22 protein-coding genes and 1 riboswitch are annotated in these 22,056 nt (G+C 74.4%); of the genes, 11 read left to right on the top strand and 11 right to left on the bottom strand.

Annotated features, from left to right (window positions below; all coding sequences use genetic code 11):
• Positions 1-29 precede the first annotated feature (29 nt).
• Genes amaP through ABZ318_RS10890 form a run of 5 tightly spaced genes read right to left on the bottom strand, consistent with a single transcriptional unit; the run spans position 30 to position 2,348 of the window.
• On the bottom strand, positions 30-617 hold the full coding sequence (gene amaP, locus ABZ318_RS10910; protein ID WP_356902157.1) for an alkaline shock response membrane anchor protein AmaP: 588 nt from the start codon (positions 615-617) through the stop codon (positions 30-32).
• Complete coding sequence (locus tag ABZ318_RS10905; RefSeq protein WP_356902156.1) at positions 614-1,267, bottom strand: DUF6286 domain-containing protein; 654 nt, start codon at positions 1,265-1,267, stop codon at positions 614-616. The genes amaP and ABZ318_RS10905 overlap by 4 nt, the downstream gene beginning before the upstream one ends.
• Positions 1,264-1,629: a hypothetical protein gene (locus ABZ318_RS10900; RefSeq protein ID WP_356902155.1), complete on the bottom strand. Its 366-nt coding sequence runs from the start codon at positions 1,627-1,629 to the stop codon at positions 1,264-1,266. The genes ABZ318_RS10905 and ABZ318_RS10900 overlap by 4 nt, the downstream gene beginning before the upstream one ends.
• Positions 1,630-1,638: 9 nt before the next feature.
• On the bottom strand, positions 1,639-1,830 hold the full coding sequence (locus tag ABZ318_RS10895; RefSeq protein ID WP_356902154.1) for a hypothetical protein: 192 nt from the start codon (positions 1,828-1,830) through the stop codon (positions 1,639-1,641).
• A 41-nt stretch (positions 1,831-1,871) separates the two neighbouring features.
• On the bottom strand, positions 1,872-2,348 hold the full coding sequence (locus ABZ318_RS10890) for an Asp23/Gls24 family envelope stress response protein (protein ID WP_356902153.1): 477 nt from the start codon (positions 2,346-2,348) through the stop codon (positions 1,872-1,874).
• Between the two features lie 93 nt (positions 2,349-2,441).
• Here ABZ318_RS10890 and ABZ318_RS10885 point away from each other — a divergent pair, with 93 nt between their 5' ends.
• Entirely contained in the window at positions 2,442-3,128 is a 687-nt protein-coding gene (locus ABZ318_RS10885) for a hypothetical protein (RefSeq protein WP_356902152.1), read from the top strand.
• A gap of 106 nt (positions 3,129-3,234) precedes the next feature.
• Here ABZ318_RS10885 and ABZ318_RS10880 read toward each other — a convergent pair whose 3' ends face one another.
• The 3 genes from ABZ318_RS10880 to abc-f form a co-directional block, all read right to left on the bottom strand.
• Complete coding sequence (locus tag ABZ318_RS10880) at positions 3,235-4,035, bottom strand: enoyl-CoA hydratase/isomerase family protein (RefSeq protein WP_030691644.1); 801 nt, start codon at positions 4,033-4,035, stop codon at positions 3,235-3,237.
• 133 nt (positions 4,036-4,168) lie between these two features.
• Entirely contained in the window at positions 4,169-4,390 is a 222-nt protein-coding gene (locus tag ABZ318_RS10875) for a helix-turn-helix domain-containing protein (RefSeq protein ID WP_006123601.1), read from the bottom strand.
• Positions 4,391-4,755: 365 nt separating this feature from the next.
• A complete protein-coding gene (abc-f, locus tag ABZ318_RS10870; protein ID WP_356902151.1) occupies positions 4,756-6,354 on the bottom strand; it encodes a ribosomal protection-like ABC-F family protein in 1,599 nt (532 codons plus the stop codon).
• A gap of 267 nt (positions 6,355-6,621) precedes the next feature.
• On the opposite strand from abc-f, the gene ABZ318_RS10865 reads away from it, so the two are divergent.
• Both ABZ318_RS10865 and ABZ318_RS10860 read left to right on the top strand, forming a co-directional pair.
• A complete protein-coding gene (locus tag ABZ318_RS10865) occupies positions 6,622-7,512 on the top strand; it encodes a neutral zinc metallopeptidase (RefSeq protein ID WP_356902150.1) in 891 nt (296 codons plus the stop codon).
• Positions 7,513-7,570: 58 nt separating this feature from the next.
• Positions 7,571-7,972 carry a VOC family protein gene (locus ABZ318_RS10860; protein WP_356902149.1) on the top strand — a complete coding sequence of 134 codons (402 nt, stop codon included), beginning with the start codon at positions 7,571-7,573 and terminating at the stop codon, positions 7,970-7,972.
• A 14-nt stretch (positions 7,973-7,986) separates the two neighbouring features.
• On the opposite strand, the gene ABZ318_RS10855 is transcribed toward ABZ318_RS10860, so the two are convergent.
• Entirely contained in the window at positions 7,987-9,315 is a 1,329-nt protein-coding gene (locus ABZ318_RS10855) for a hypothetical protein (protein ID WP_356902148.1), read from the bottom strand.
• Between the two features lie 144 nt (positions 9,316-9,459).
• A complete protein-coding gene (locus ABZ318_RS10850; RefSeq protein WP_356902147.1) occupies positions 9,460-10,587 on the bottom strand; it encodes a hypothetical protein in 1,128 nt (375 codons plus the stop codon).
• 506 nt (positions 10,588-11,093) lie between these two features.
• On the opposite strand from ABZ318_RS10850, the gene ABZ318_RS10845 reads away from it, so the two are divergent.
• From ABZ318_RS10845 to ABZ318_RS10815, 7 genes are all read left to right on the top strand, one after another.
• Positions 11,094-12,362 (top strand): inorganic phosphate transporter, encoded by a 1,269-nt coding sequence (locus ABZ318_RS10845; RefSeq protein WP_356902146.1) that lies wholly within the window; start codon positions 11,094-11,096, stop codon positions 12,360-12,362.
• A 16-nt stretch (positions 12,363-12,378) separates the two neighbouring features.
• Positions 12,379-12,600, top strand: a complete 222-nt coding sequence (locus ABZ318_RS10840; protein ID WP_356902145.1) for a hypothetical protein — start codon at positions 12,379-12,381, stop codon at positions 12,598-12,600.
• Positions 12,601-12,720: 120 nt separating this feature from the next.
• Positions 12,721-12,853: riboswitch (cobalamin riboswitch) on the top strand.
• Between the two features lie 34 nt (positions 12,854-12,887).
• Positions 12,888-13,862: a cobalamin biosynthesis protein gene (locus ABZ318_RS10835; RefSeq protein WP_356902144.1), complete on the top strand. Its 975-nt coding sequence runs from the start codon at positions 12,888-12,890 to the stop codon at positions 13,860-13,862.
• Positions 13,859-15,367: a cobyric acid synthase gene (locus ABZ318_RS10830; protein WP_356902143.1), complete on the top strand. Its 1,509-nt coding sequence runs from the start codon at positions 13,859-13,861 to the stop codon at positions 15,365-15,367. Before ABZ318_RS10835 ends, ABZ318_RS10830 begins: the two co-directional genes overlap by 4 nt.
• Before the next feature lie 49 nt (positions 15,368-15,416).
• A complete protein-coding gene (locus ABZ318_RS10825) occupies positions 15,417-17,489 on the top strand; it encodes a putative cobaltochelatase (protein ID WP_356902142.1) in 2,073 nt (690 codons plus the stop codon).
• Positions 17,489-18,097 (top strand): cob(I)yrinic acid a,c-diamide adenosyltransferase, encoded by a 609-nt coding sequence (gene cobO, locus ABZ318_RS10820; RefSeq protein ID WP_356902141.1) that lies wholly within the window; start codon positions 17,489-17,491, stop codon positions 18,095-18,097. The genes ABZ318_RS10825 and cobO overlap by 1 nt, the downstream gene beginning before the upstream one ends.
• Complete coding sequence (locus ABZ318_RS10815; protein WP_356902140.1) at positions 18,091-19,491, top strand: cobyrinate a,c-diamide synthase; 1,401 nt, start codon at positions 18,091-18,093, stop codon at positions 19,489-19,491. The genes cobO and ABZ318_RS10815 overlap by 7 nt, the downstream gene beginning before the upstream one ends.
• Before the next feature lie 2 nt (positions 19,492-19,493).
• Here ABZ318_RS10815 and ABZ318_RS10810 read toward each other — a convergent pair whose 3' ends face one another.
• The gene (locus ABZ318_RS10810; RefSeq protein WP_356902139.1) at positions 19,494-20,222 is read right to left on the bottom strand and encodes a ZIP family metal transporter; all 729 of its coding nucleotides are present in this window, start codon (positions 20,220-20,222) and stop codon (positions 19,494-19,496) included.
• A 21-nt stretch (positions 20,223-20,243) separates the two neighbouring features.
• Between ABZ318_RS10810 and cobC the strand changes: the two genes are divergently transcribed.
• Positions 20,244-21,986 (top strand): Rv2231c family pyridoxal phosphate-dependent protein CobC, encoded by a 1,743-nt coding sequence (cobC, locus tag ABZ318_RS10805; RefSeq protein ID WP_356902138.1) that lies wholly within the window; start codon positions 20,244-20,246, stop codon positions 21,984-21,986.
• Positions 21,987-22,056 lie beyond the last annotated feature (70 nt).

Below are 22,056 nucleotides of genomic sequence, written 5' to 3'. Positions count from 1 at the left end.
GTTCTGGCCCTCAGGCGTCGTTCTGTTCTTCAGGCGACCCGGCGGGCGCGGTGCTTCACCGCGCGCAGCCGCGCCTCGGTGGGCAGTGCGGGCAGTCCCGTCGACGTACGGGCGTGGGCGAGGGCCCGGGTGCTGAGGGCGGACAGGGTGCCGCCCGGGGAGGCGTGCGGCTCCAGGAGGAGCGCGATCCGGGTCCGGGGGGCGCTTCGGCGGCCCGTGAGGGCGACCTTGGCCCGGGCGACGCCGTCCTGCGAGGCGGCGTCCGCCTCCAGGACGCCCTCCAGGGCCCGGCCGCGCAGGACCGCCTCCTCGCCGTCGCCCGTGTCCACGAGGACCTCGGCGAGCCGGGCCCGCCGGAACTGAACGAGCAGCCACCACAGGGCCAGCAGGACGACGAGTCCGAGGGCGGCGATGACCGCCGGCCACCACCAGCTCTCGTCCCGCCAGCGCTGCCGGTCGGCGGTGGAGAGCAGCACGTCGGAGGGGCCCGACCAGGGCCACCAGGACGGTACGGGAAGGTCGACGGCGGCGGCGAGGACCGCGCCGCCGACGACCACGAGGAGCAGCCCGGCGAGACCGAGCAGGACGCGGTTGACGCGCCGGAGGACGCGGGTCACTTGGCCTTCCCTTCCTTCCGCGACGGCCGGGCCACCCGTACCGCCAGCGCGGGCGGGCGGGCGAGGCCGAGTTCGTCGACACCGGCGGCGAGCACCCTCTCCACGTCGGCGCGGACCTCGTCGAGGGCGCGGAAGTGGGAGACCGCCCGGACGCCGACCTTGGCCCGGCCGGCCCTCACCCGGACGGACTGGACCCCGGAGACCTCCATCACGCGGTCCCGCAGGATGAGGGCGGCGGCCTCGCGGTCGAGTCCCGCCCGGACGTCGGTGTGCTCACGGCGCATCGGCAGGACGTCGCGCAGCCCGGGGGTGAGGGCCAGGACGAGGAGCCACAGGCCGAGCAGGACGGCGACGGACGCGCCGGCGACGATCAGCACGTCGTCGAGCGGCCGGGTCGCGAGGGCGTGGGCCAGCCGGCGCCGCCAGGACATCGCCGAGCGGTCGGCCCGTACGGCCGCGACGTCGTAGAGGAGCAGCCCGGCGGCGCCGAGGACGACGGCCGCGAGGAGGGCGGCGGGGATGCGGCGGACGGCCCAGAAGCGGCGGGCGCGGGGCACCGGGCCGTCGGCCGGGACGGCCGCCGCGCCGCCGGCGGATCCGGCCGGAAGGCCCGTGCTCGCCGTGGGGTCCGTTTCCGGGGTGGTGGTCATGCGAGGCGGCCCCTCGGCGAGGTGTGGCGGGTGTGCGCGGAGTGGAGGCGCTCGACGTGGACGGCCACCTCATGGACCTCCAGACCGACGAGCTCCTCCACGCGGGTGCGTACCCGGCTCCGGACGGCGCCGCACTGGCGGCCGACGTCGGAGGGGTAGTCGAGGTCGAGGCTCACCGAGACGCGGGCGGTCTCCCGGTGGACGACGACCGAGGCGTGCGGCTTCGACCCCCCTTCGGGGACGGCGTCGAGGGCCTCCCTGGCCGCCTGGGCGGCGATCTTCGCGACGACGCGGTCGGCGATGGTGGTCGCCCCCCGGTCCCGCGCTCCGTCCCGTACCGGATCGTCTGCCAGGTCCGTCACCACCTCGGCTCACCGCCGCCGGTCGCCGCGTTCGCGTCCTCGGAACAGATCGCCGGGTTCGAGGTCCCCGTCGAGGAACCGCCCGGCCACGAAGCCGATCGCACCGAGGGCCGCGACCAGCACAAACGCCCCGAAGCCACCGAAGTATCCGGCGAATCCGAGAGCCATGCCGGCCAGCAGGCCGACCATCGCCATGCTCATTCCGAGTCCCTTTCCTGGCCCTGTCGCCGGGGTTCCGACGCCTACTGGAGCCGGGGCTCCGGCTCCTCTTCCTCGTCCTCGGGCAACTTCACGTCGCTGACCGCGATGTTGACCTCGACGACTTCGAGACCCGTCATCCGCTCCACGGCGGCGATGACGTTCTCCCTGACGTCACTGGCGACGTCGGCGATGGAGACGCCGTAGTCGACGACGATCTCCAGGTCGAGCGCGGTCTGCACCTCGCCGACCTCGGCCTTGACGCCCCGGGTGACGTTCGACTTGCCGCTGCCCGTGCCGGGGACCCGGTCGCGGACGGCGCCGAAGGTGCGGGAGAGACCGCTGCCCATGGCGTGGACGCCGTCGACGTCGCGCGCGGCGAGACCGGCGATCTTCTCCACCACCCCGTCGGCGATGGTCGTCCGGCCCCGGGCGCCCGCCAGGCCGCCCCCGCGCTTGGTCACGGAGGTACGGCGCGGCTCGTCCGTCGCGAGGTCTCCGGAGTGAGTGGTGTCCGTCATGAGATTTAGCCCCTTCTGTCATATTTCGGGGTTCCTCGCCCACATTAAGGGTGCTTGCCCCAAATCGCCCCAGGAATGCGGCAGGCTGGGGGAATGACGACGGCTGAGGGATGGACGGCGGCGGTACGGGAGCGGCTCGCGCCGGGCAGGCTGCTGCCGCTCGGCACGGCCGGGGACGGCGCGTGGATCACCGAGCGGACGGTACGGGGTGTCCTCCGCCCGGCCGCCGCGGAGGTGCGGGGGGTGGTGCCGGGCAGGCTCCGGGTCGGACCCGACCTGGAGGCCGAGAACGAGGGGGCGGCGGGGGCCGAGCCGTTTCCGGTGCCGCCGGGCGCGCTCGGGCCGGGGCTGCTGCGGATCACCGCGGACTTCGGGGCGGTCGCGGGCCGGCCGCTGCCGGAGCTGGCCGAGGAGTTGCGGGCGGCCCTGCTCGGGGCGGCGCGGGACGGGCTCGGGCTGCTCGTGACGGCCGTGGACCTACGGGTGACGGAGTTGCTCGACATCGAGCCGGAGGCGGGCCCGGACACTCCCCCGCCCGGGCGGCCGGCCCCGGCGACGGACGATCCGGTGGCCCTGGCGGTCCTGCGGGTCGAGGGCGTGGCGGGCGTGACGGACGCCTGGGGGCCGCCGGTGCACCGGGGCCCGGAGGGGATGCGGGTGGAGCTGGCCGTGACGGCCGGCCACCGCCCGCTGGACGTGGCCCGCGCCGCCCGGAACGCCGCGACCACGGCCGCCGGTGGGGCGACCGCGGTCACGGTACTGGTGTCGGAGCTGCGCTGAACGGGCGCGGGCGCGGGTGCTTGCACTCAAGGCGCGCGTACTACGCCGGACGCGCGCGTGCGTCACTTCGGGCGCGCGCGTCAGCCGCCCTTCACGCGCGCGTGCGTCAGTCGCCGAGGCCCGCCAGATCGCGCAGGCGGCGGGCCTGGGCGGCGCGCTCGGCGGTGCGCTGCTCCTCGTAGGAGCGGCCGGAGACGCCCTGGAGCAGCGCCTTGGTCTCGTTGACCGCGTCGCGGGGCGCCGCGAGCAGGGCGGCGCTGAGGTCCCGTACGGCCGCGTCGAGCTCGTCGGCGGGCACGGACAGGTTGGCGAGACCGATGCGCTCGGCCTCCTCCGCGTGCACGAAGCGGCCGGTGGCGCAGATCTCCAGCGCGCGGGCGTAGCCGACGAGGGAGACGAGCGGGTGCGTCCCGGTCAGGTCCGGGACGAGGCCCAGGCTGGTCTCGCGCATGGCGAACTGCACGTCCTCGGCGACGACCCGCAGGTCGCAGGCGAGGGCGAGCTGGAAGCCCGCACCGATGGCGTGGCCCTGGACGGCCGCGATCGACACGAGGTCGCTGCGGCGCCACCAGGTGAACGCCTCCTGGTACTCGGCGATGACCGCGTCGAGGTCCTCGTCGGAACCGCGCGCGAGGTCGAGGAAGGACGGCTCGCCGTCGAAGCCCTCGGGCGTGAACGCCTGCCGGTCGAGTCCAGCGGAGAAGGACTTGCCCTCGCCGCGCAGGACGACGACCCGCACGCTGCCGGGCAACGACCGGCCGGCTTCCGTCAACGCCCGCCACAGAGCGGGAGACTGGGCGTTGCGCTTCGCCGGATTGGTCAGGGTCACCGTGGCAACGGCGTCCTCGACGGTGAGCCGTACACCGTCCTTGTCGAACACGAGCTCAGAGTCGTCGAGCGTAGTCATGGGGGCGCCTCCGGTTCCGGTGCAGCACTGCATGCGACATGCTAAGTGACTGCACAGTAACCACCTGGCCGACCGCAGGGCCGACCGGGTGCCCACCGGGAGGTCCCGGCGGGCCGGTCGAGCCGCCCCGATGTCAGGCCGAGGCCGCCTTCTTGCCCCGTGTCGCTCCGCCGCGTCCGCGCAGCGTGACTCCGGACTCGCTCAGCATCCGGTGGACGAATCCGTAGGAGCGGCCGGTTTCCTCGGCCAGCGCCCGGATGCTCGCACCGGAGTCGTACTTCTTCTTCAGGTCTGCCGCGAGCTTGTCGCGCGCGGCGCCGGTCACCCGGCTGCCCTTCTTCAGAGTCTCGGCCACCCGTGCCTCCTCATGGGAAGTGCGCTCTGGACTTCTCATGATCACCCCTCCCGTCCGTCCTGGCCACCCATTCGACAAGGTCCGTGCCGCCGGGTTTGTGGACGAGTACGCCGTCATCACGAACGGAAGCCAATATTCCGCAGGGCCGGAAACGCGCCTTCGAACCGGTCGGTACGGGAAGTGCCAGGTCAGCGCGGCAAGGGGAACACACGTACGGCGCGGGTCTGCCGGAAGGATTCGGCAGAGCACCGCGCCGGGATGTACGAGAGATCCTCACTCAGATGACGGATCACCCATGAGCCGAATGATCCAGCCCGGGATGATCATCCGGGGCCGGACGAGGCCCCGGGACGCCCCTCGGAGGGTCAGGCGAGGGCCACCAGGTCCGCGTAGTCCGCACCCCACAGGTCCTCGACGCCGTCCGGGAGCAGGATGATCCGCTCCGGGTCGAGCGCCTCCACGGCGCCCTCGTCGTGGGTGACGAGGACGACGGCGCCCTTGTACGTGCGCAGCGCGCCGAGGATCTCCTCGCGGCTGGCCGGGTCCAGGTTGTTGGTGGGCTCGTCGAGGAGCAGCACGTTCGCCGAGGAGACGACGAGGGTCGCGAGCGCGAGCCGGGTCTTCTCGCCGCCGGAGAGGACACCGGCCGGCTTGTCGACGTCGTCGCCGGAGAAGAGGAAGGAGCCGAGCGTCTTGCGCACGTCGACGAGGTCGAGGTCGGGCGCGGCCGAGCGCATGTTCTCCAGGACGGTCCGCTCGGGGTCGAGCGTCTCGTGCTCCTGGGCGTAGTAGCCGAGCTTCAGGCCGTGGCCCGGGGTGACCTCGCCGGTGTCGGGCTTCTCGACGCCGCCGAGGAGACGCAGCAGGGTCGTCTTGCCCGCGCCGTTGAGGCCGAGGATGACGACGCGCGAGCCCTTGTCGATCGCGAGGCTCACATCGGTGAAGATCTCCAGCGAGCCGTAGGACTTGGAGAGTCCCTCGGCCGTCAGCGGGGTCTTGCCGCAGGGCGCCGGCTCGGGGAAGCGGAGCTTGGCGACCTTGTCGGAGACCCGCACCGCCTCCAGGCCGGAGAGCAGCCGCTCGGCGCGCTTGGCCATGTTCTGCGCGGCGACGGTCTTGGTCGCCTTGGCGCGCATCTTGTCGGCCTGCGAGTTGAGCGCGGCGGCCTTCTTCTCGGCGTTCTGGCGCTCGCGCTTGCGGCGCTTCTCGTCGGCCTCGCGCTGCTGCTGGTAGAGCTTCCAGCCCATGTTGTAGACGTCGATCGTGGACCGGTTGGCGTCCAGGTAGAAGACCTTGTTCACCACGGTCTCGACGAGGTCGACGTCGTGGGAGATGACGATGAAGCCGCCGCGGTAGGTCTTCAGGTAGTCGCGCAGCCAGATGATGGAGTCGGCGTCGAGGTGGTTCGTGGGCTCGTCGAGGAGCAGGGTGTCGGCGTCGGAGAAGAGGATCCGGGCGAGCTCGACGCGGCGGCGCTGACCACCGGAGAGGGTGTGCAGCGGCTGGCCCATGACCCGGTCGGGCAGGCCGAGGGCGGCGGCGATGGTGGAGGCCTCGGCCTCGGCCGCGTACCCGCCCTTGGTCAGGAACTCGGTCTCCTGGCGCTCGTACTGCCGCAGCGCCTTGTCGCGGGTGGCGCCGGAGCCGGTGGCGATGCGCTCCTCGTTCGCCCGCATCTTCTTGAGGAGGGTGTCGAGGCCGCGGGCGGAGAGGATGCGGTCGCGGGCCAGGACGTCGAGGTCGCCGGTGCGCGGGTCCTGCGGGAGGTAGCCCACCTCGCCGGAGCGGGTGATGGCGCCGGCGGCCGGCTGGCCCTCGCCGGCGAGGCACTTGGTGAGAGTGGTCTTGCCCGCTCCGTTGCGGCCGACGAGGCCGATGCGGTCGCCCTTGGCGACGCGGAAGGAAGCGGACTCGATGAGGACTCGGGCGCCGGCGCGCAGCTCGATGCAGGAAGCGGTGATCACGGACAGACTCCAGGGCGGTGGGGATACGGCGGAAGGACGGGGTGGAGGGCTTCGACGCCGCTAATGCACCCAAAGGAGAATGGCCATGCGGCCAGTCTAACGGGCGCCTGCAACTGGTTTTCGGCCATACGGGTGCGGCAGGCAGACTCGGATCTTTCTCACATTTCCGCCAATGCGCCGGAAAAGGGGCGAGTGAGGCGAGATCATCCGATACTCGGCGCAGGGCGGCGGCCACCGCCGCGGCAGCGACGCGGAGGGTGGTGGACCGTGCAGTTCGACGACGACGCCGACCTGGACACCTCGGAGGTGCGGGACGTCCGCGGCAGCCGCATCCCGGGCGGCAGGGCGACCGTCGGCGGCGGGATCGTCGGCCTCGTCGCCCTGGTCCTGGGCGTGCTCTTCGGCGTGGGGCCGGACCAGCTCGGGCTCTCCTCCGGCGGTGACGAGCCGGTCGCGAGCTCCTCGTCCGCGGACCGGGTGAACCAGAGCTGCAAGAAGGGCTCGGACGCCAACACGCGCCAGGACTGCCGGATCGTCGCCGTCGTCAACAGCGTGCAGGACTACTGGCGGAGCGAGTACGCGCGCCGGGGCGGCACCTACGGGAACGCCGCCACCGTGATGTTCACCGAGCGGGTCGGCACCGCGTGCGGCCCGGCGACCTCGGCGGTGGGGCCCTTCTACTGCCCCGGCGACCGGCGGGTCTATCTGGACCTGGGCTTCTTCGACGAGCTGCGGACCGACTTCGGCTCGACCGGCGGGCCCTTCGCCCAGGCGTACGTGGTGGCGCACGAGTACGGCCACCACGTCCAGAACCTGATGGGGACCCTCGGCCGCGCCCAGGACGGGCGGACCGGTGCGAACTCCAACGCCGTACGGGTCGAGCTCCAGGCCGACTGCTACGCCGGGGTCTGGGCGCGGCACGCGACGACCACCCCCGACGAGAAGACGGGCCGGCCGCTGCTCACCCGGCTCACCGACGAGGACGTCCGGGACGGCCTGGACGCGGCGGCGGCCGTGGGCGACGACCGGATCCAGGAGAGGTTCCAGGGGCGGGTGACGCCGGAGAGCTGGACGCACGGCTCGGCGGCGCAGCGGCAGCAGTGGTTCCACGAGGGCTACCGGGCCGGCGACATGGCCCGGTGCGACACCTTCCGCTGAGTTGTCGGTGGCGGCTGCCAGACTGAGATCCAGGTCACATCGAGAGGGAGTGATCGGGATGGCTGGGACCCCCGACATCTGTCCGGCGCTGCGGTACGAGGACGCGAAGGCCGCGATCAAACAGCTCACGGAGGGCTTCGGCTTCACCGAGCACGCCGTGTACGAGGGCGAGGACGGCCGTGTGATGCACGCCGAGCTCGCCTGCGGGAACGGCATGGTGATGCTGGGCAGCAAGGGCAGCGGCACCGGCTTCGACAAGCTGATGGGCGACGGCGGGCCCACCGCGGTGTACGTGCGCGTGGACGACGTCGACGAGCACCACGCCCGGGCGGTGGCGCAGGGCATCGAGATCGTGCTGCCGCCGACGGACCAGGAGTACGGCGCGCGGGACTACACGGCCCGGGACGCCGAGGGCAACGTGTGGAGCTTCGGTACGTACGCCCCCGGCGCGGTGGGGTGAGCGCCCCCTGAAGGTCAGGCTCCGCCGGTGTGGACCTGGAAGGCGGCCCGGCGGACCGCCTTGGCCAGGGCCGGGTCCGGGTGGGCGGCCGCCAGGGCGACCAGGACCTGGACCGTGCGGGGGTGGCCGACGGCGCGGACCTCGTCGAGCAGCGCCGGGACGGTGCCCTGCACGGCGGAGTCGAGGTGGCGGACGAGCAGTTCGCTCTCGCCGTGGTCGGCGACGGCCGCCGCGGTGTCGACCCAGAGCCAGGTCGACTCCTCGCGGGTCAGCACCTCCTGGGCCTCGTCGGGGTCGGCCCCCTCGTACTCGGCCAGCCAGAGCAGCGCGTACGGGCGGAGCGAGGGCTCGGCGACGGTGGCCCGCACCTCGGCCTCGGCGGGCGCCCCGACGACGCGGAGCGCCTCGAAGGCGAGGCCGCGCAGGAGGGCGTCCTCACCGCGGGCGACGGCGAGGAGTTCGCTCACGGCGCTGGACAGGGTGCGGGCCGCGAGCCAGGCGCGGTACTCGTCGCGGGCCGGGCCCGGGGTGAGCCGGGCGCAGCCGCGGAGCATGTCCTCGGCGGACTGCTCGATGTTGCCCGCGGGGCTCTGCGCGGCGACGCAGATCTGCTCCAGCTTGACCCAGACCGCCCAGTTGCCGAGCGGGGTCAGGGTGGCGTGGCGCTCGTCGGTGCCGGGGTCCAGGGTGAGCGCGCCGACCGCGGCCAGGCCCTCCAGGGCCCAGTCGAGGAGGGCGGGCAGACCATCGAGGGCGGGGACGGCGGGGGCGTCCGCCGTCTCGGGCGCCTGCTCGGCCGCGGGGACCTCGCAGCGCTCCCCGCGGAGTTCCTCGACGCGCTGGCCGAGGAGGTCGAGGAGGGCGGGGACGAGGACCGGGCCCTGGGAGAGCTGGAGCAGCGAGAGCACCTGCGGGACGGCCTCGACGACCTCGGCGACGGCGCTCGGGGCGACCCCCTCGGGGGCGGGGTGCACGAGCGACCAGGCGTCGAAGAGGGCGACCCAGCCGCGCAGGACGGCGGAGTCGTCGCGGTCCCAGGCGTGCAGCCGCCAGCCGGGGCGGGCGGTGTCGCCGTGCAGCTCGACGAGCCCGGCGAGCCGGGCGCGGTCCCAGCCGGCCCGGATCTGGCCGGGCGTCAGGTCCAGTGCGGCCGCGGCCCGTTCCTGGGCGGGGCCGGCGCCGGGGCCGGTGCGGGGTGCCGCCTCGGCCCCGTGCTCGACGGCGGCCCAGCGGGCGATCCGTACGGCGTCGGCGAGGACGTGCCGGGCCTGGCGGGCGAGCTCCGCGCGGGGCGGAGTGCCCTCGGGCGGCCGCGGCGCCGGCCGGGTGCGCCGGGTCGTCACGGCCCGTCGGGCGGTGGCCAGCGCCCGCGGGCGGACGAGTCGGAGTCTGGAGTTGCGCGCCAATGGTTCATCGGGCTTTCGAGACGTCACGGGGGCAGTCTTCCCGCTGACGGCCCGAAAGCCCAATCGGAATCAGAAGTGCCGTCAGAGCAGCGGGGTGAGGAAGCGGCGCAGGGACTCCTCGTAGCGGACCGGGTCGGCGTTCCACATCGCGGCGTGCGGGGCCTGCTTCACGGTCCGCAGGCTGACCAGGCCGGGCAGGCGGGCGGCGAGTTCGACGGAGGGTTCCCAGGGGGCGAGGGTGTCGTCGGGGCCGTGGAAGAGGAGGGCCGGGGCGCGCAGGGCGTCCGGCTCGGAGACGGTCCGGAGGAGGTCGCCGTGCGCGCCCGTCCTGCCCTGGGCGGCGCGGACGGCGAGCGGGAGCAGGGGTCCCGGGACGTGGCGGGCCGCCGCGAGGTTGCGGAGGGTGGCCTCCCAGTCGAGGACCGGGGAGTCGAGGACGAGGCCGCCGATCCGGTCGCGCACGCCCGATTCGGCGGCGGCGCGCAGGGCCATCGTGGCGCCGGTCCCCCAGCCGTGCAGGACGACCTTCCGGGCCCCCCGGCGGACGGCGTAGCGGATGGCGGCGTCGACGTCCCGCCACTCGGAGTCGCCGAGGTGGGCGAGGCCGTCCGGGGTGCGGGGCGCCCCTTCGTCGCCCCGGTAGGCGGGGACGAGGACGGGGATCTTGCGGCGGTCGTAGAAGGGGACGAGGTTCAGCGGGTGCTCGCGGGTGGTGCCGAGGCCGTGCAGGGCGATCACCCAGGTGGAGCGGTGGCCGGGCACGAGCCAGGCGGGCAGGGGGCCGAGCTCGCCGGGGATCTCGACGTCCTCGTGGACGAGGCCGAGGGCACTGGTCGGGGTGCCGCGGTGGAGCTGGGGGGTGAGCCGGACGCGGGCGCCGGGCCCGAGGACGCCGAGCTCGACCCGTTCCAGGCGGCGGACGACGGTGTCGGCGGTGTGCGGGACCCGGTCGAGGACGGGGCCGAGGACGGCGTGCAGGCCGGGGGCGTCCATGCCGTACGTGCCGGGGCGCAGCGAGGCGAGGCTGCGGGTGAGGGTGATCCGTTCGGGCCCCGTGGCGTGCACGGTGAGTCCGGGATCTCCGGGCAGTGGTCGTCCGGACGGCGCCTTGAGGGCGACGTCGCTGGCGTACCGGCCGGCCGCGATCGCGGCCGCGCCGACACCGATCAGGGTGGTGACGGCCGCTGCCGTCGCTGTAGCCGGGCGCACGCTCCCAGTCTCGGCAGGGCGGGGTGGAGCTGCCACCGGACGGACCCGGCCGGGGTGGACCGCGGCGGGACCGGGGGGTCACCTGGGGCGGATCGCGGCGGGACCGGGGGGTCACCTGGGGCGGATCGCGGCGGGACCGGGGGTCCACCTGGAGCGGATCGCGGCGGGACCGGAGGGCCGCCCGGGGTGGACCGCGGCGGGCCGGAGGGGTCGCCCCGGGGAGTGACGTGGGTCTCCTCCAGGGGGTCCCCCGGCCGGATGGTCCTGTCCAGGGGGTGGAACCGGGTGCCGGGGGAGGAAGCGGGGCAGGTCGCACGTGCCCCGGGAAGGGCGGGATCACCCGGGTTGCGCGGTGACCGCATCGTGGACGCCGCGCCCTCCGGGGCGGGAAGCGGAACCTCTTGACACCGGATAGGGACACCACGCCGCCCGCCCCAGTTCATCTTCCGTTCACCCAGGTTGCTTACGTTCGACGAGCCACTGACGTCAAACGATTGCCTGGGTAAATGGAACACATCACGCTGCTGCTCGCCATTGTGGTCGTGACAGCTCTCGTGTTCGATTTCACGAACGGTTTCCACGACACCGCCAACGCGATGGCCACGACCATCTCGACCGGTGCACTCAAGCCCAAGACGGCGGTGGCCATGTCCGCCGTGCTGAACCTCGTCGGCGCGTTCCTGTCCGTGGAGGTCGCCAAGACGATCTCCAAGGGACTGGTCAACGAAGAAGGCATCCAGCCCGAAGTGATCCTCGCCGCGCTCGTCGGCGCGATCCTCTGGAACCTGGTGACCTGGCTGGTCGGACTGCCCTCCAGCTCCTCCCACGCCCTGATGGGCGGCCTCATCGGCGCGACCGTCGCCTCGATCGGCGTCAGCGGTGTCAACGGCGAGGTCGTCGTCACCAAGGTCCTCATCCCGGCCGTCGCCGCGCCGATCGTCGCGGGCATCGCCTCGATGCTGGCCACGAAGCTGACGTACAAGATCGGCGCCAGGACCGACGAGAAGGACACGGCCAAGGGCTACCGGGCCGGCCAGATCGCCTCCGCCGGTCTCGTCTCCCTCGCCCACGGCACCAACGACGCCCAGAAGACGATGGGCATCATCACCCTCGCCCTGGTCGCCGGCGGCGCCCTCGCCCCCGGCTCCAACCCGCCCGTCTGGGTCATCGTCTCCGCCGGTCTGGCGATCGCGCTCGGCACCTACCTCGGCGGCTGGCGCATCATCCGCACCATGGGCAAGGGCCTCACGGACCTCCAGCCGCAGCAGGGCTTCGCCGCCCAGACCAGCGCGGCCACGACCATCCTGGCCTCCTCCCACCTCGGCTTCTCGCTCTCCACCACCCACGTCGTCTCGGGTGGCGTCATGGGCGCGGGCCTCGGCCGCAAGGGCGGTGTCGTCCGCTGGTCGACCGCCACCCGCATGTTCGTCGCCTGGGGCCTGACCCTGCCGGCCGCCGGCCTGGTCGGCGCGGGTGCCGAGTACGTCGCCCGCCAGGGCGACTGGGGCGTCTACGTCGTCGCGGCCTTCCTGATCGCCTCCTGCCTCGGCATCTGGCTCGTCTCCCGCCGCCAGGTGGTCGACCACACCAACGTCAACGACGTCGAGACCGACGCCGAGACCGAGCCCGCGGGCGTCGTGACCACCGCGATCGCGGCCGTCACCCCGCCGCCGGCCGGCTCCGTCGCCGCCGTCGCGGACGAGGACCTGAAGACCACCATCCCCGCGCCGGTCCCCACGGACCCGGCCGCTCCCCCGGCCCCCGCCGCGGTCTAAGGAACTGGAACCAAGCATGAAGATCGACTGGGCAGCCCTCGGCTCCGTCTTCGGAGTCAGCCTCGGGGCGACCGTCGCCCTCGTGGGCCTCTTCACCCTCGGTGTCATCGGCCTCTCCAAGCAGGAGCGGGCCGCCGCGCAGGGAGGCTCCGCCACCCTGGCCCGCACCGGCGCCTACGCCGCTTTCGGCCTGTGCCTGGCGGCCGTGGCGTACGGCATCTACCTGATCGTCGCCTGACGCTCCCGTCACCTCGGCCGGGCGGCCCGCATCCTCGGATGCGGGCCGCTCGGCCGTCGTGTTTGTGGTGCTTCGCACAGTGACGCGGTGCAGGTCAAGGGTGAGTTGACGGCTGTTCTCGGCCCGTGGTGGACTGCCGAGGCCATTACGGCGGCAGTAGAGGAAGTCCGGTGCGAATCCGGCGCGGTCCCGCCACTGTGACCGGATCCCACGGGTCCGGGAGTCAGGAACTCTCGCCGCCGGTCACGTCGATCCAGGGCGCGGACCCTGAGTGAGGACAGAGCGCCATGCCCGGCCTCGGCCGCAGCGTCTCCCCAGCCACCGGTGTCTTCGCGTACGGCGCGGCCCTGGGCCTCGCCGTCGATCTGCTCGTCGGCGACCCCCGCCGCGGACACCCCGTCGCCGCCTTCGGACGCGCGGCGGGCCGCGTCGAGCGGGCCCTGTGGCGCGACCACCGCGGCTGGGGCGCCCTGCACACCGCCGTCTGCGCCGGCGCCACCGTCGCGGCCGGCGCCCTCGCCGCCCGTACGGCACGGGGCAGCCGCGCCGGATCCGTCGCGCTCACCGCGGCGGCCGTCTGGGCCGTCGTCGGCGGTACGACCCTGGGGCGCGAGGCCCGCGCGATCGGCGGTGCCCTCGCCGCCGGGGACCTGGAGGTGGCCCGGGAACGGCTGCCGCACCTGTGCGGACGCGACCCGCAGTCCCTCGACGGTCCCGCGATGGCCCGCGCGGTCGTCGAGTCCGTCGCCGAGAACACCTCCGACGCCGTGGTCGGCGCCCTCTTCTGGGGAGCCGTCGCGGGCGTGCCGGGGCTGGTCGGCTTCCGGGCCGTCAACACCCTCGACGCGATGGTCGGCCACAAGTCGCCCCGGTACCGCCGGTACGGCTGGGCCTCGGCCCGCCTCGACGACCTGGCCGGCTGGCCCGGGGCCCGGCTGACCGCCGCGCTCGCGACCGTCGCCGGCGGAGACCCGCGCGGAGCCGTACGGGCCTGGCGGGCGGACGCCGCGAAGCACCCGAGCCCGAACGCGGGACCGGTCGAGGCCTCCTTCGCGGGCGCCCTCGGCGTGCGGCTCGGGGGGACCCTCTCGTACGCCGGGCGGGTCGAGCACCGGCCCGTCCTCAACGCGGAGGGGCGGCCCGTCGAGGTCGCCGACATCGACCGCGCGGTCCGGCTGTCCCGCCGGATCACCGGACTGACCCTGGCCGCCTGCGTGGGCGGCCGCATGATCGCGAGCGCGCTGAAGCGGAGGAACGCATGAGGGGTGGGGGGCTGCTCGTCGCCGGGACCACGTCCGACGCGGGCAAGAGCGTCGTCACGGCCGGCATCTGCCGCTGGCTGGTCCGGCAGGGCGTCAAGGTCGCGCCGTTCAAGGGACAGAACATGTCCCTGAACTCCTTCGTCACCCGGGAGGGCGCCGAGATCGGCCGGGCGCAGGCCATGCAGGCGCAGGCCGCGCGGGTGGAGCCGACCGCGCTCATGAACCCGGTGCTGCTCAAGCCCGGCAGCGACCGCTCCAGTCAGGTCGTCCTCATGGGCAAGCCGGTCGGCGAGCTCAGCGCCCGGGGCTACCACGGCGGGCGGCAGAAGGAACTCTTCGAGCCGGTCCTGGCGTGCCTGGAGGAACTGCGGGGCACGTATGACGCCGTGATCTGCGAGGGGGCGGGCAGTCCGGCCGAGATCAACCTGCGGCGCACGGACATCGTGAACATGGGCATCGCGCGGGCCGCGAAGCTCCCCGTGGTCGTCGTCGGGGACATCGACCGGGGCGGGGTCTTCGCCCAGTTCTTCGGGACGACGGCGCTGCTCTCGCCGGAGGACCAGTCACTCGTCGCCGGATACCTGGTGAACAAGTTCCGGGGCGACGTGAGCCTGCTCGAACCGGGCCTCGACATGCTGCACGGGCTCACCGGCCGCCGGACCTTCGGCGTCCTGCCGTACGCGCACGGGCTCGGGATCGACGAGGAGGACGGCCTGCGGGTCTCGCTGCGGGGCACCGTCCGCGAGTCGGTCGTCGCGCCGCCGCTCGGCGAGGACGTGCTGCGGGTCGCCGTGTGCGCCGTGCCGCTGATGTCCAACTTCACGGACGTCGACGCCCTGGCCGCCGAGCCGGGCGTCGTCGTCCGGTTCGTGGACCGGCCCGAGGAGCTCGTCGACGCGGACCTCGTCGTCGTCCCGGGCACCCGGGGCACGGTGAAGGCGCTGGCGTGGCTGCGCGAGCGGGGGCTCGCCGACGCCCTCGTCCGGCGCGCGGCCGAGGGCCGGCCCGTGCTGGGCATCTGCGGCGGCTTCCAGGCCCTCGGCGAGCGCATCGAGGACGAGGTCGAGTCGAAGGCCGGCGTGGTCGACGGGCTCGGGCTGCTGCCCGTACGGGTCCGGTTCGGGGTCGAGAAGACCCTCGCCCGGCCGGTCGGCGAGGCGCTCGGCGAGCGGGTCGAGGGGTACGAGATCCACCACGGGGTGGCCTCCGTGGAGGGTGGGGAACCGTTCCTCGACGGGTGCCGGGTCGGCTCCGTGTGGGGCACCCACTGGCACGGCTCGCTGGAGAGCGACGGCTTCCGGCGGGCGTTCCTGCGGGAGGTCGCGGCGGCGGCCGGGCGACGGTTCGTGCCGGCCCCGGACACGTCGTTCGGCGCGCTGCGGGAGGAACAGCTCGACCGGCTCGGCGACCTGGTCGAGGAGCACGCGGACACGGACGCGCTGCTGCGGCTGATCGAGGAGGGCGCCCCGGAGGGGCTGCCGTTCGTGCCTCCGGGGGCGCCGTGAACGCCCGCCCGGTCCAGGCATCCGTACCCACCGAAGGAGCGAACCCCCGATGAGCACCCGCTATCCGTTCACCGCCGTCGTCGGCATGGACGATCTGCGGCTCGCGCTGCTGCTGAACGCCGTCAGCCCGGCCGTGGGCGGTGTGCTCGTCCGGGGTGAGAAGGGGACCGCCAAGTCGACCGCCGTGCGCGCGCTCGCCGAGCTGCTGCCCGAGGTCCCGGTGGTCGCCGGCTGCCGGTTCAGCTGCGACCCGGCCTCGCCCGACCCGGGCTGCCCGGACGGTCCGCACGGCAACGCGCCCGGCACCTCCCGTCCCGCCCGGATGGTGGAGCTGCCCGTCGGCGCCTCCGAGGACCGGCTCGTCGGCGCGCTCGACATCGAGAAGGCGCTCGCCGAGGGCGTGAAGGCCTTCGAGCCGGGACTGCTCGCCGCCGCGCACCGGGGGATCCTCTACGTCGACGAGGTCAACCTGCTGAGCGACCACCTCATCGACCACCTCCTCGACGCCGCCGCCATGGGCGCCTCGCACGTCGAGCGCGAGGGCGTCTCCGTGCGGCACGCCGCGCGTTTCCTGCTCGTCGGGACCATGAACCCCGAGGAGGGCGAGCTGCGGCCGCAGCTGCTCGACCGGTTCGGGCTCACCGTGGAGGTCGCCGCGTCGCGGGACCCGGAGCAGCGGGTCGAGGTCGTCCGGCGGCGTCTCGCGTTCGAGGACGACCCGGCCGCCTTCGCCGCCCGCTGGGCCGGCGAGGAGGCGGCCCTGCGCGAACGGATCGTCGCCGCCCGGGAGTTGCTGCCCCGGGTGGAGCTCGGCGACGCGGTGCTGCTCCAGATCGCCGCGACCTGCGCGGCGTTCGAGGTGGACGGCATGCGCGCCGACATCGTGATGGCCCGCACCGCGACCGCGCTCGCCGCCTGGGCCGGACGGACCGGGGTCACCTCGGAGGACGTGCGGCAGGCCGCGCTCCTGGCCCTCCCCCACCGGCGGCGGCGCTCGCCCTTCGACGCGCCCGGTCTCGACGAGGACAAGCTCGACGAGACCCTGGAGCGGTTCAAGGGGGACGACGAGGATCCGGAGCCGGAGCCGGACGGTCCGGGTGACGGCGGCCCCGGTGGTGGCGGTCCCGACGGCGGGGGCGTTCCGCCGCAGGGCGAGGGGCCCGACGGTCCCGCGCCCGAGTCGGCCGAGACCCCGGAGAGCGCACCCGCGCCCGAGTCCGCCGAGACCCCGGAGAGCGCACCCGCGCCCGCCCCGCAGGGCGCCGGCGCCGGTGAGCGGGGAGCCGTCAAGGCCGGCGAGCCCTTCCGTACGAAGGTGCTGAGCGTGCCCGGTCTCGGCGAGGGCGCGGCCGGGCGTCGTTCCCGGGCCCGCACCGAGCACGGCCGCACCACCGGCTCGACCCGGCCCCGGGGCGCGCTGACCAAGCTGCACCTGGCGGCGACCGTCCGGGCCGCCGCCCCGCACCAGCGGGCGCGCGGCCGGTCCGGCCCCGGCCTCGTGGTCCGCGGGGACGACCTGCGGCAGGCGACCCGGGAGGGGCGCGAGGGGAACCTGGTGCTGTTCGCCGTGGACGCCTCCGGCTCCATGGCGGCGCGGCAGCGGATGAGCGCCGTGAAGGGCGCCGTGCTCTCGCTGCTGCTCGACGCCTACCAGCGGCGCGACAAGGTCGGCCTCGTCACCTTCCGGGGGCGAGACGCCGAGGTCGCGCTGCCGCCGACCTCGTCCGTGGACGCGGCCGCCGCCCGGCTCGAGAAGCTTCCGACCGGAGGCCGCACCCCGCTGTCCGCCGGGCTGCTCAAGGCCCATGACGTGCTGCGGGTCGAACGGCTGCGGGACCCCTCGCGCCGCCCGCTGCTCGTCGTCGTGACCGACGGGCGGGCGACCGGCGGGGGCGCCGACCCGGTGGCGCTCGCGGCCCGCGCGGCGCGGCTGCACGCGGCCGAGGGCACGGCGTCGGTGGTCGTGGACTGCGAGACCGGGCCGGTGCGGCTCGGGCTCGCGGGCACCCTGGCGCGCGAACTCGGCGGCACCGCCGTGACCTTGGACGAGCTGCGCGCCGACTCGATCGCCGGCCTCGTCAGAGACGTACAAGCAGACAACGCCACCAGGAGGGCCGCTTAATGCCGCAGGGACAGCCGACCGTCGTGCCCGACGACGGTCTCACCACCCGTCAGCGCCGCAACCGGACACTGGTGATGGTGCACACCGGCGTCGGCAAGGGGAAGTCGACCGCCGCGTTCGGCATGGCGCTGCGCGCCTGGAACCAGGGCTGGCCGATCGGGGTGTTCCAGTTCGTCAAGTCCGCCAAGTGGAAGGTCGGCGAGGAGAACGCCCTCAAGGCGCTCGGCGAGACCGGCAAGGGCGGCACGGTCACCTGGAACAAGATGGGCGAGGGCTGGTCCTGGATCCAGCGCGAGGTCGCCGAGGGCGAGCAGTCCCACGAGGAGAAGGCCCGCGAGGGCTGGGAGCAGGTCAAGCGTGACCTCGCCGAGGAGAAGTACAAGTTCTACGTCCTCGACGAGTTCGCCTACCTGCTGCACTGGGGCTGGATCGACGTCAAGGAGGTCGTCGAGGTGCTGCGCGACCGTCCCGGGCAGCAGCACGTCGTCATCACCGGCCGCAACGCGCCGCAGGAGCTCCAGGACTTCGCCGACCTGGTGACCGACATGTCGAAGGTGAAGCACCCGATGGACGCGGGTCAGAAGGGCCAGCGGGGCATCGAGTGGTAGCACGTCTCGTCATCGCCGCGCCGTCGTCCGGCGCGGGCAAGACCACGGTCGCGACCGGCCTGATGGCCGCGTTCGCCGGCCGTGGTCTGGCCGTCTCCCCGCACAAGGTCGGTCCCGACTACATCGACCCGGGCTACCACGCGCTCGCGACCGGCCGCCCGGGCCGCAACCTCGACGCGTACATGTGCGGTACGGGGCTGATCGCGCCGCTCTTCCTGCACGGGGCGCGCGGCTGCGACCTGGCCGTGGTCGAGGGGGTCATGGGCCTGTACGACGGCGCCGCCGACCAGGGCGAGCTGGCGTCCACCGCGCAGGTCGCGAAGCTGCTCAAGGCGCCGGTGGTCCTCGTCGTCGACGCGTCCTCGCAGTCGCGGTCGGTGGCGGCGCTCGTGCACGGGTTCGCGTCCTGGGACCCGGAGGTGCGGATCGGGGGCGTGATCCTCAACAAGGTCGCGACGGACCGGCACGAGCATCTGCTGCGGGAGGCGCTCGGGGAGTCGGGGGTGCCGGTGCTCGGCGTGCTGCGGCGGGCCCCGGCTGTCGCCACGCCGTCGCGGCACCTGGGGCTCGTGCCGGTCGCCGAGCGGCAGGCGGCTGCCGTGGAGGCGGTGGCGGCGCAGGCGGAGCAGGTTCTCGCCGGGTGCGACATGGAGGCGCTGCTGGCGCTGGCGCGGTCGGCGCCGCCGTTGAGCGCGGAGCCGTGGGACGCCCACGGGTTGTGGGCAGGCGTTCCGCAGGGCGGAACGGGTGGGCACAACCCGGCCACCGGCCCGCGGACGGCCCACGAGCCCGGCCGAAAGCCGGTCGTCGCCGTCGCCGGCGGGGCGGCGTTCACGTTCTCGTACGCCGAGCACACGGAGCTGCTGCGGGCGGCCGGTGCCGAAGTCGTCACGTTCGACCCGCTCCGGGACGAGGCCCTCCCCGAGGGGACCCGCGGGCTCGTCGTAGGGGGCGGCTTCCCCGAGATGTACGGGGCCGAGCTGTCCGCCAACGAGCCCCTCCGCAAGGCCGTGGCCGAGCTGGCGGCAGCCGGCGCGCCGGTCGCCGCCGAGTGCGCCGGGCTGCTGTACCTGGCGCGGTCGCTCGACGGCACGCCCATGTGCGGGGTGCTCGACGCCGACGCGCGGATGTCGGAGCGGCTCACGCTCGGCTACCGGGACGCCGTCGCCGTGAGCGACAGCGTCCTCGCGCCGGCCGGGACGCGGATGCGGGGGCATGAGTTCCACCGCACCGTCATCGAGCCGGGTGCCGGGCCGCTGGCGGCCTGGGGGCTGCGGCAGCCCGAGCGGCGGGTGGAGGGCTTCGTGCGGGGCGGTGTGCACGCCAGCTACGTGCACACCCACTGGGCGGGGGCCCCGGAGGTCGCCGCGCGGTTCGTGGAGCACTGCGCGTGAACTCAGCCGCCGGAGACGCCCACCACGAACCAGATGAAGGCCACGCCCGCCACCGTGCACAGCACGGTGGAGCGGGCGGGGTGTTCGTGGTGGGCCTCCGGCAGGATCTCGGCCGCGGCGAGGTAGAGCAGGGCGCCGCCGAAGAAGCCGAGATAGCAGCCGAGCAGTTCCTCCGGAAGGGTGAACAGGGTGGCGAGGCCGGCGCCGGCGAGCGGGGCGACGGCGTCCGCGACGAGCATGGCGAGGGCTTTGCGGCGGGCGTTCCCGTAGAGGCTCGTGATCGTGTACGTGTTGAAGCCGTCGGCGAAGTCGTGGGTGATGACGGCGAGCGCGACGGTGGCGCCCATGCCGCCGCTGACCTGGAAGGCGGCGCCAAGTGCGATGCCGTCCATGAGGCTGTGGAGGACCATCGCGGCGGCCGCCGTGAGGCCGACCTGGGGAACCCTCTCGTCGGCGCCGACGCCGTGCGCGGCGCGGTTGACGGCGAGGAGGCGTTCGACGACGTGCGCGAAGAGGAAGCCGCCGACGAAGAGCAGCAGGGCCTCCCGGACGCCGAAGACCTTCTTCCCCGCGGCCTCCAGGGCCTCCGGCAGGAGGTCGAGTCCGACGACGCCGAGCATGAGTCCGCCGGCGAGGCCGAGGACGAGGTGGCGGCGGTCGGTGACGCGCCCGGCGACCCAGCCGCCGAAGAGCGTCATGAGGAACGCGCCGAGCGCGACGACTACTGCCATGGGCCTTTGCTATCGGATGGGGTGCCCGGCGCGCACCTCGGCGTCGGGGCCCGGTCGGGGACGACCGTGGACGAGCTGCTGGCGCTGATCGGGGAGGTCCTGCGGGAGGCGGGGCTCCCGGCCGGGTGCGTGCGGTCGCTCGGCACCCTGGACGCGCGGGCCGCCGAGCCGGGCATCGTGGCGGCCGCGGCGGCCCTGGGGGTGCCGGTGCGGGGCTTCTCGGCCCGGGAGCTGGCGGCCGTCCCCGTACCGCATCCTTCGGCGCTGCCGCTGGCCGCGACGGGCACGGCCTCCGTGGCGGAGGCGGCGGCGCTGCTCGCGGCGGGAGCGGCCGGCCGGAGGGCACCGGGCGCGCCTGCGGAGAGGGGAGCGGACGGCCCTGCGGAGGCGGGAGCGGACGCGCCTGCGGAGGCGGGCGCGGACGGGCCTGCGGAGGCGGGCGCGGGCGCCGGTGCGGCGACGGCCGCAGGTGCGGAGGCGGGGGGCCGGGCGGGGCCCGAGGTGCCGTTCGTCGGCCGGGGCGGGCCCGTGTTGGTCGTCCCGAAGCGGAAATCCCGGCGCGCGACCTGCGCAATCGCCGCTTTCGTACCGGTTCGTCCGAACGAAGTGACGTCCGTCGCACGGTTGTTGCCCTTGACGCACGGGTACATCGCTGGCGAGCCTGGCTCACCCCCCACCATCCCCACCCCCCACACGACGGCGGCCATGGACACGCACACGCACACCGACGCCCACGACCTGCGCCACCACGGTGACGCCGAGGTCCGGGACGAGAAACTCATCGACCTGGCGGTCAACGTCCGGACGAACACCCCGCCGGACTGGCTGCGGAAGCGGATCGCCGACTCGCTGACCGGTCTCGCGGCCTACCCGGACGGCCGGGCCGCGCGGGCCGCGGTCGCCGAGCGGCACGACCTGCCGTCGAATCGGGTGCTCCTGACGGCCGGCGCGGCGGAGGCGTTCGTGCTGCTCGCACGGGCCCTGCCGGTGCGGCGGCCGGTGGTGGTGCACCCCCAGTTCACCGAGCCGGAGGCGGCGCTGCGGGACGCCGGGCACGAGGTGGACCGGGTGCTGCTGCGCGAGGAGGACGGCTTCCGGCTGGATCCGGCGGCGGTTCCGGAGGACGCGGACCTGGTGGTGATCGGGAACCCCACGAACCCGACCTCCGTGCTGCACCCGGCCGCCTCGATCGCCGCGCTCGCCCGTCCGGGCCGGACCCTGGTGGTCGACGAGGCGTTCATGGACGCGGTGCCGGGCGAGCGGGAGTCGCTGGCCGGGCGGACGGACGTGCCGGGGCTCGTGGTGCTGCGGAGCCTCACCAAGACCTGGGGGCTCGCCGGACTGCGGATCGGGTACGTGCTGGCCGAGCCGGAGACGATCGCGGCCCTGGAGCGGACGCAGCCGCTGTGGCCGGTGTCGACGCCCGCCCTGGTGGCGGCGGAGGCGTGCATGACGCGGGCGGCGCTCGCGGAGGCGGAGCACGCGGCGCACCGGATCGGGGTGGAGCGGGCCCATCTGCTGGCCGGTCTCGCGGAGTTCGACGAGGTGCGGACGGTGGCGGGGGCGGAGGGCCCCTTCGTACTGCTGCGGATCGACGGGGCGGACGCGGTACGGGAGCGGCTGCGGTCGCTGGGGTTCGCGGCCCGCCGGGGCGACACGTTCCCGGGGCTCGACCGGAACTGGCTGCGGCTCGCGGTCCGGGACCGGGTGACGACGAACCGTTTCCTGCAGGCACTGGACCAGGCGCTGCTGATCGGCGGCTGATCGGCGGTTGATCGTCCCGCCGGGGTGTGTGCGGAAGGGGCCGGGGAGGGCGGTGTCGTCACCGCCCGCC

The organism is Streptomyces sp. NPDC006197 (genome assembly GCF_040613865.1).
Taxonomy (GTDB): domain Bacteria; phylum Actinomycetota; class Actinomycetes; order Streptomycetales; family Streptomycetaceae; genus Streptomyces.
This window is presented reverse-complemented; position numbering and strand designations above follow the sequence as displayed.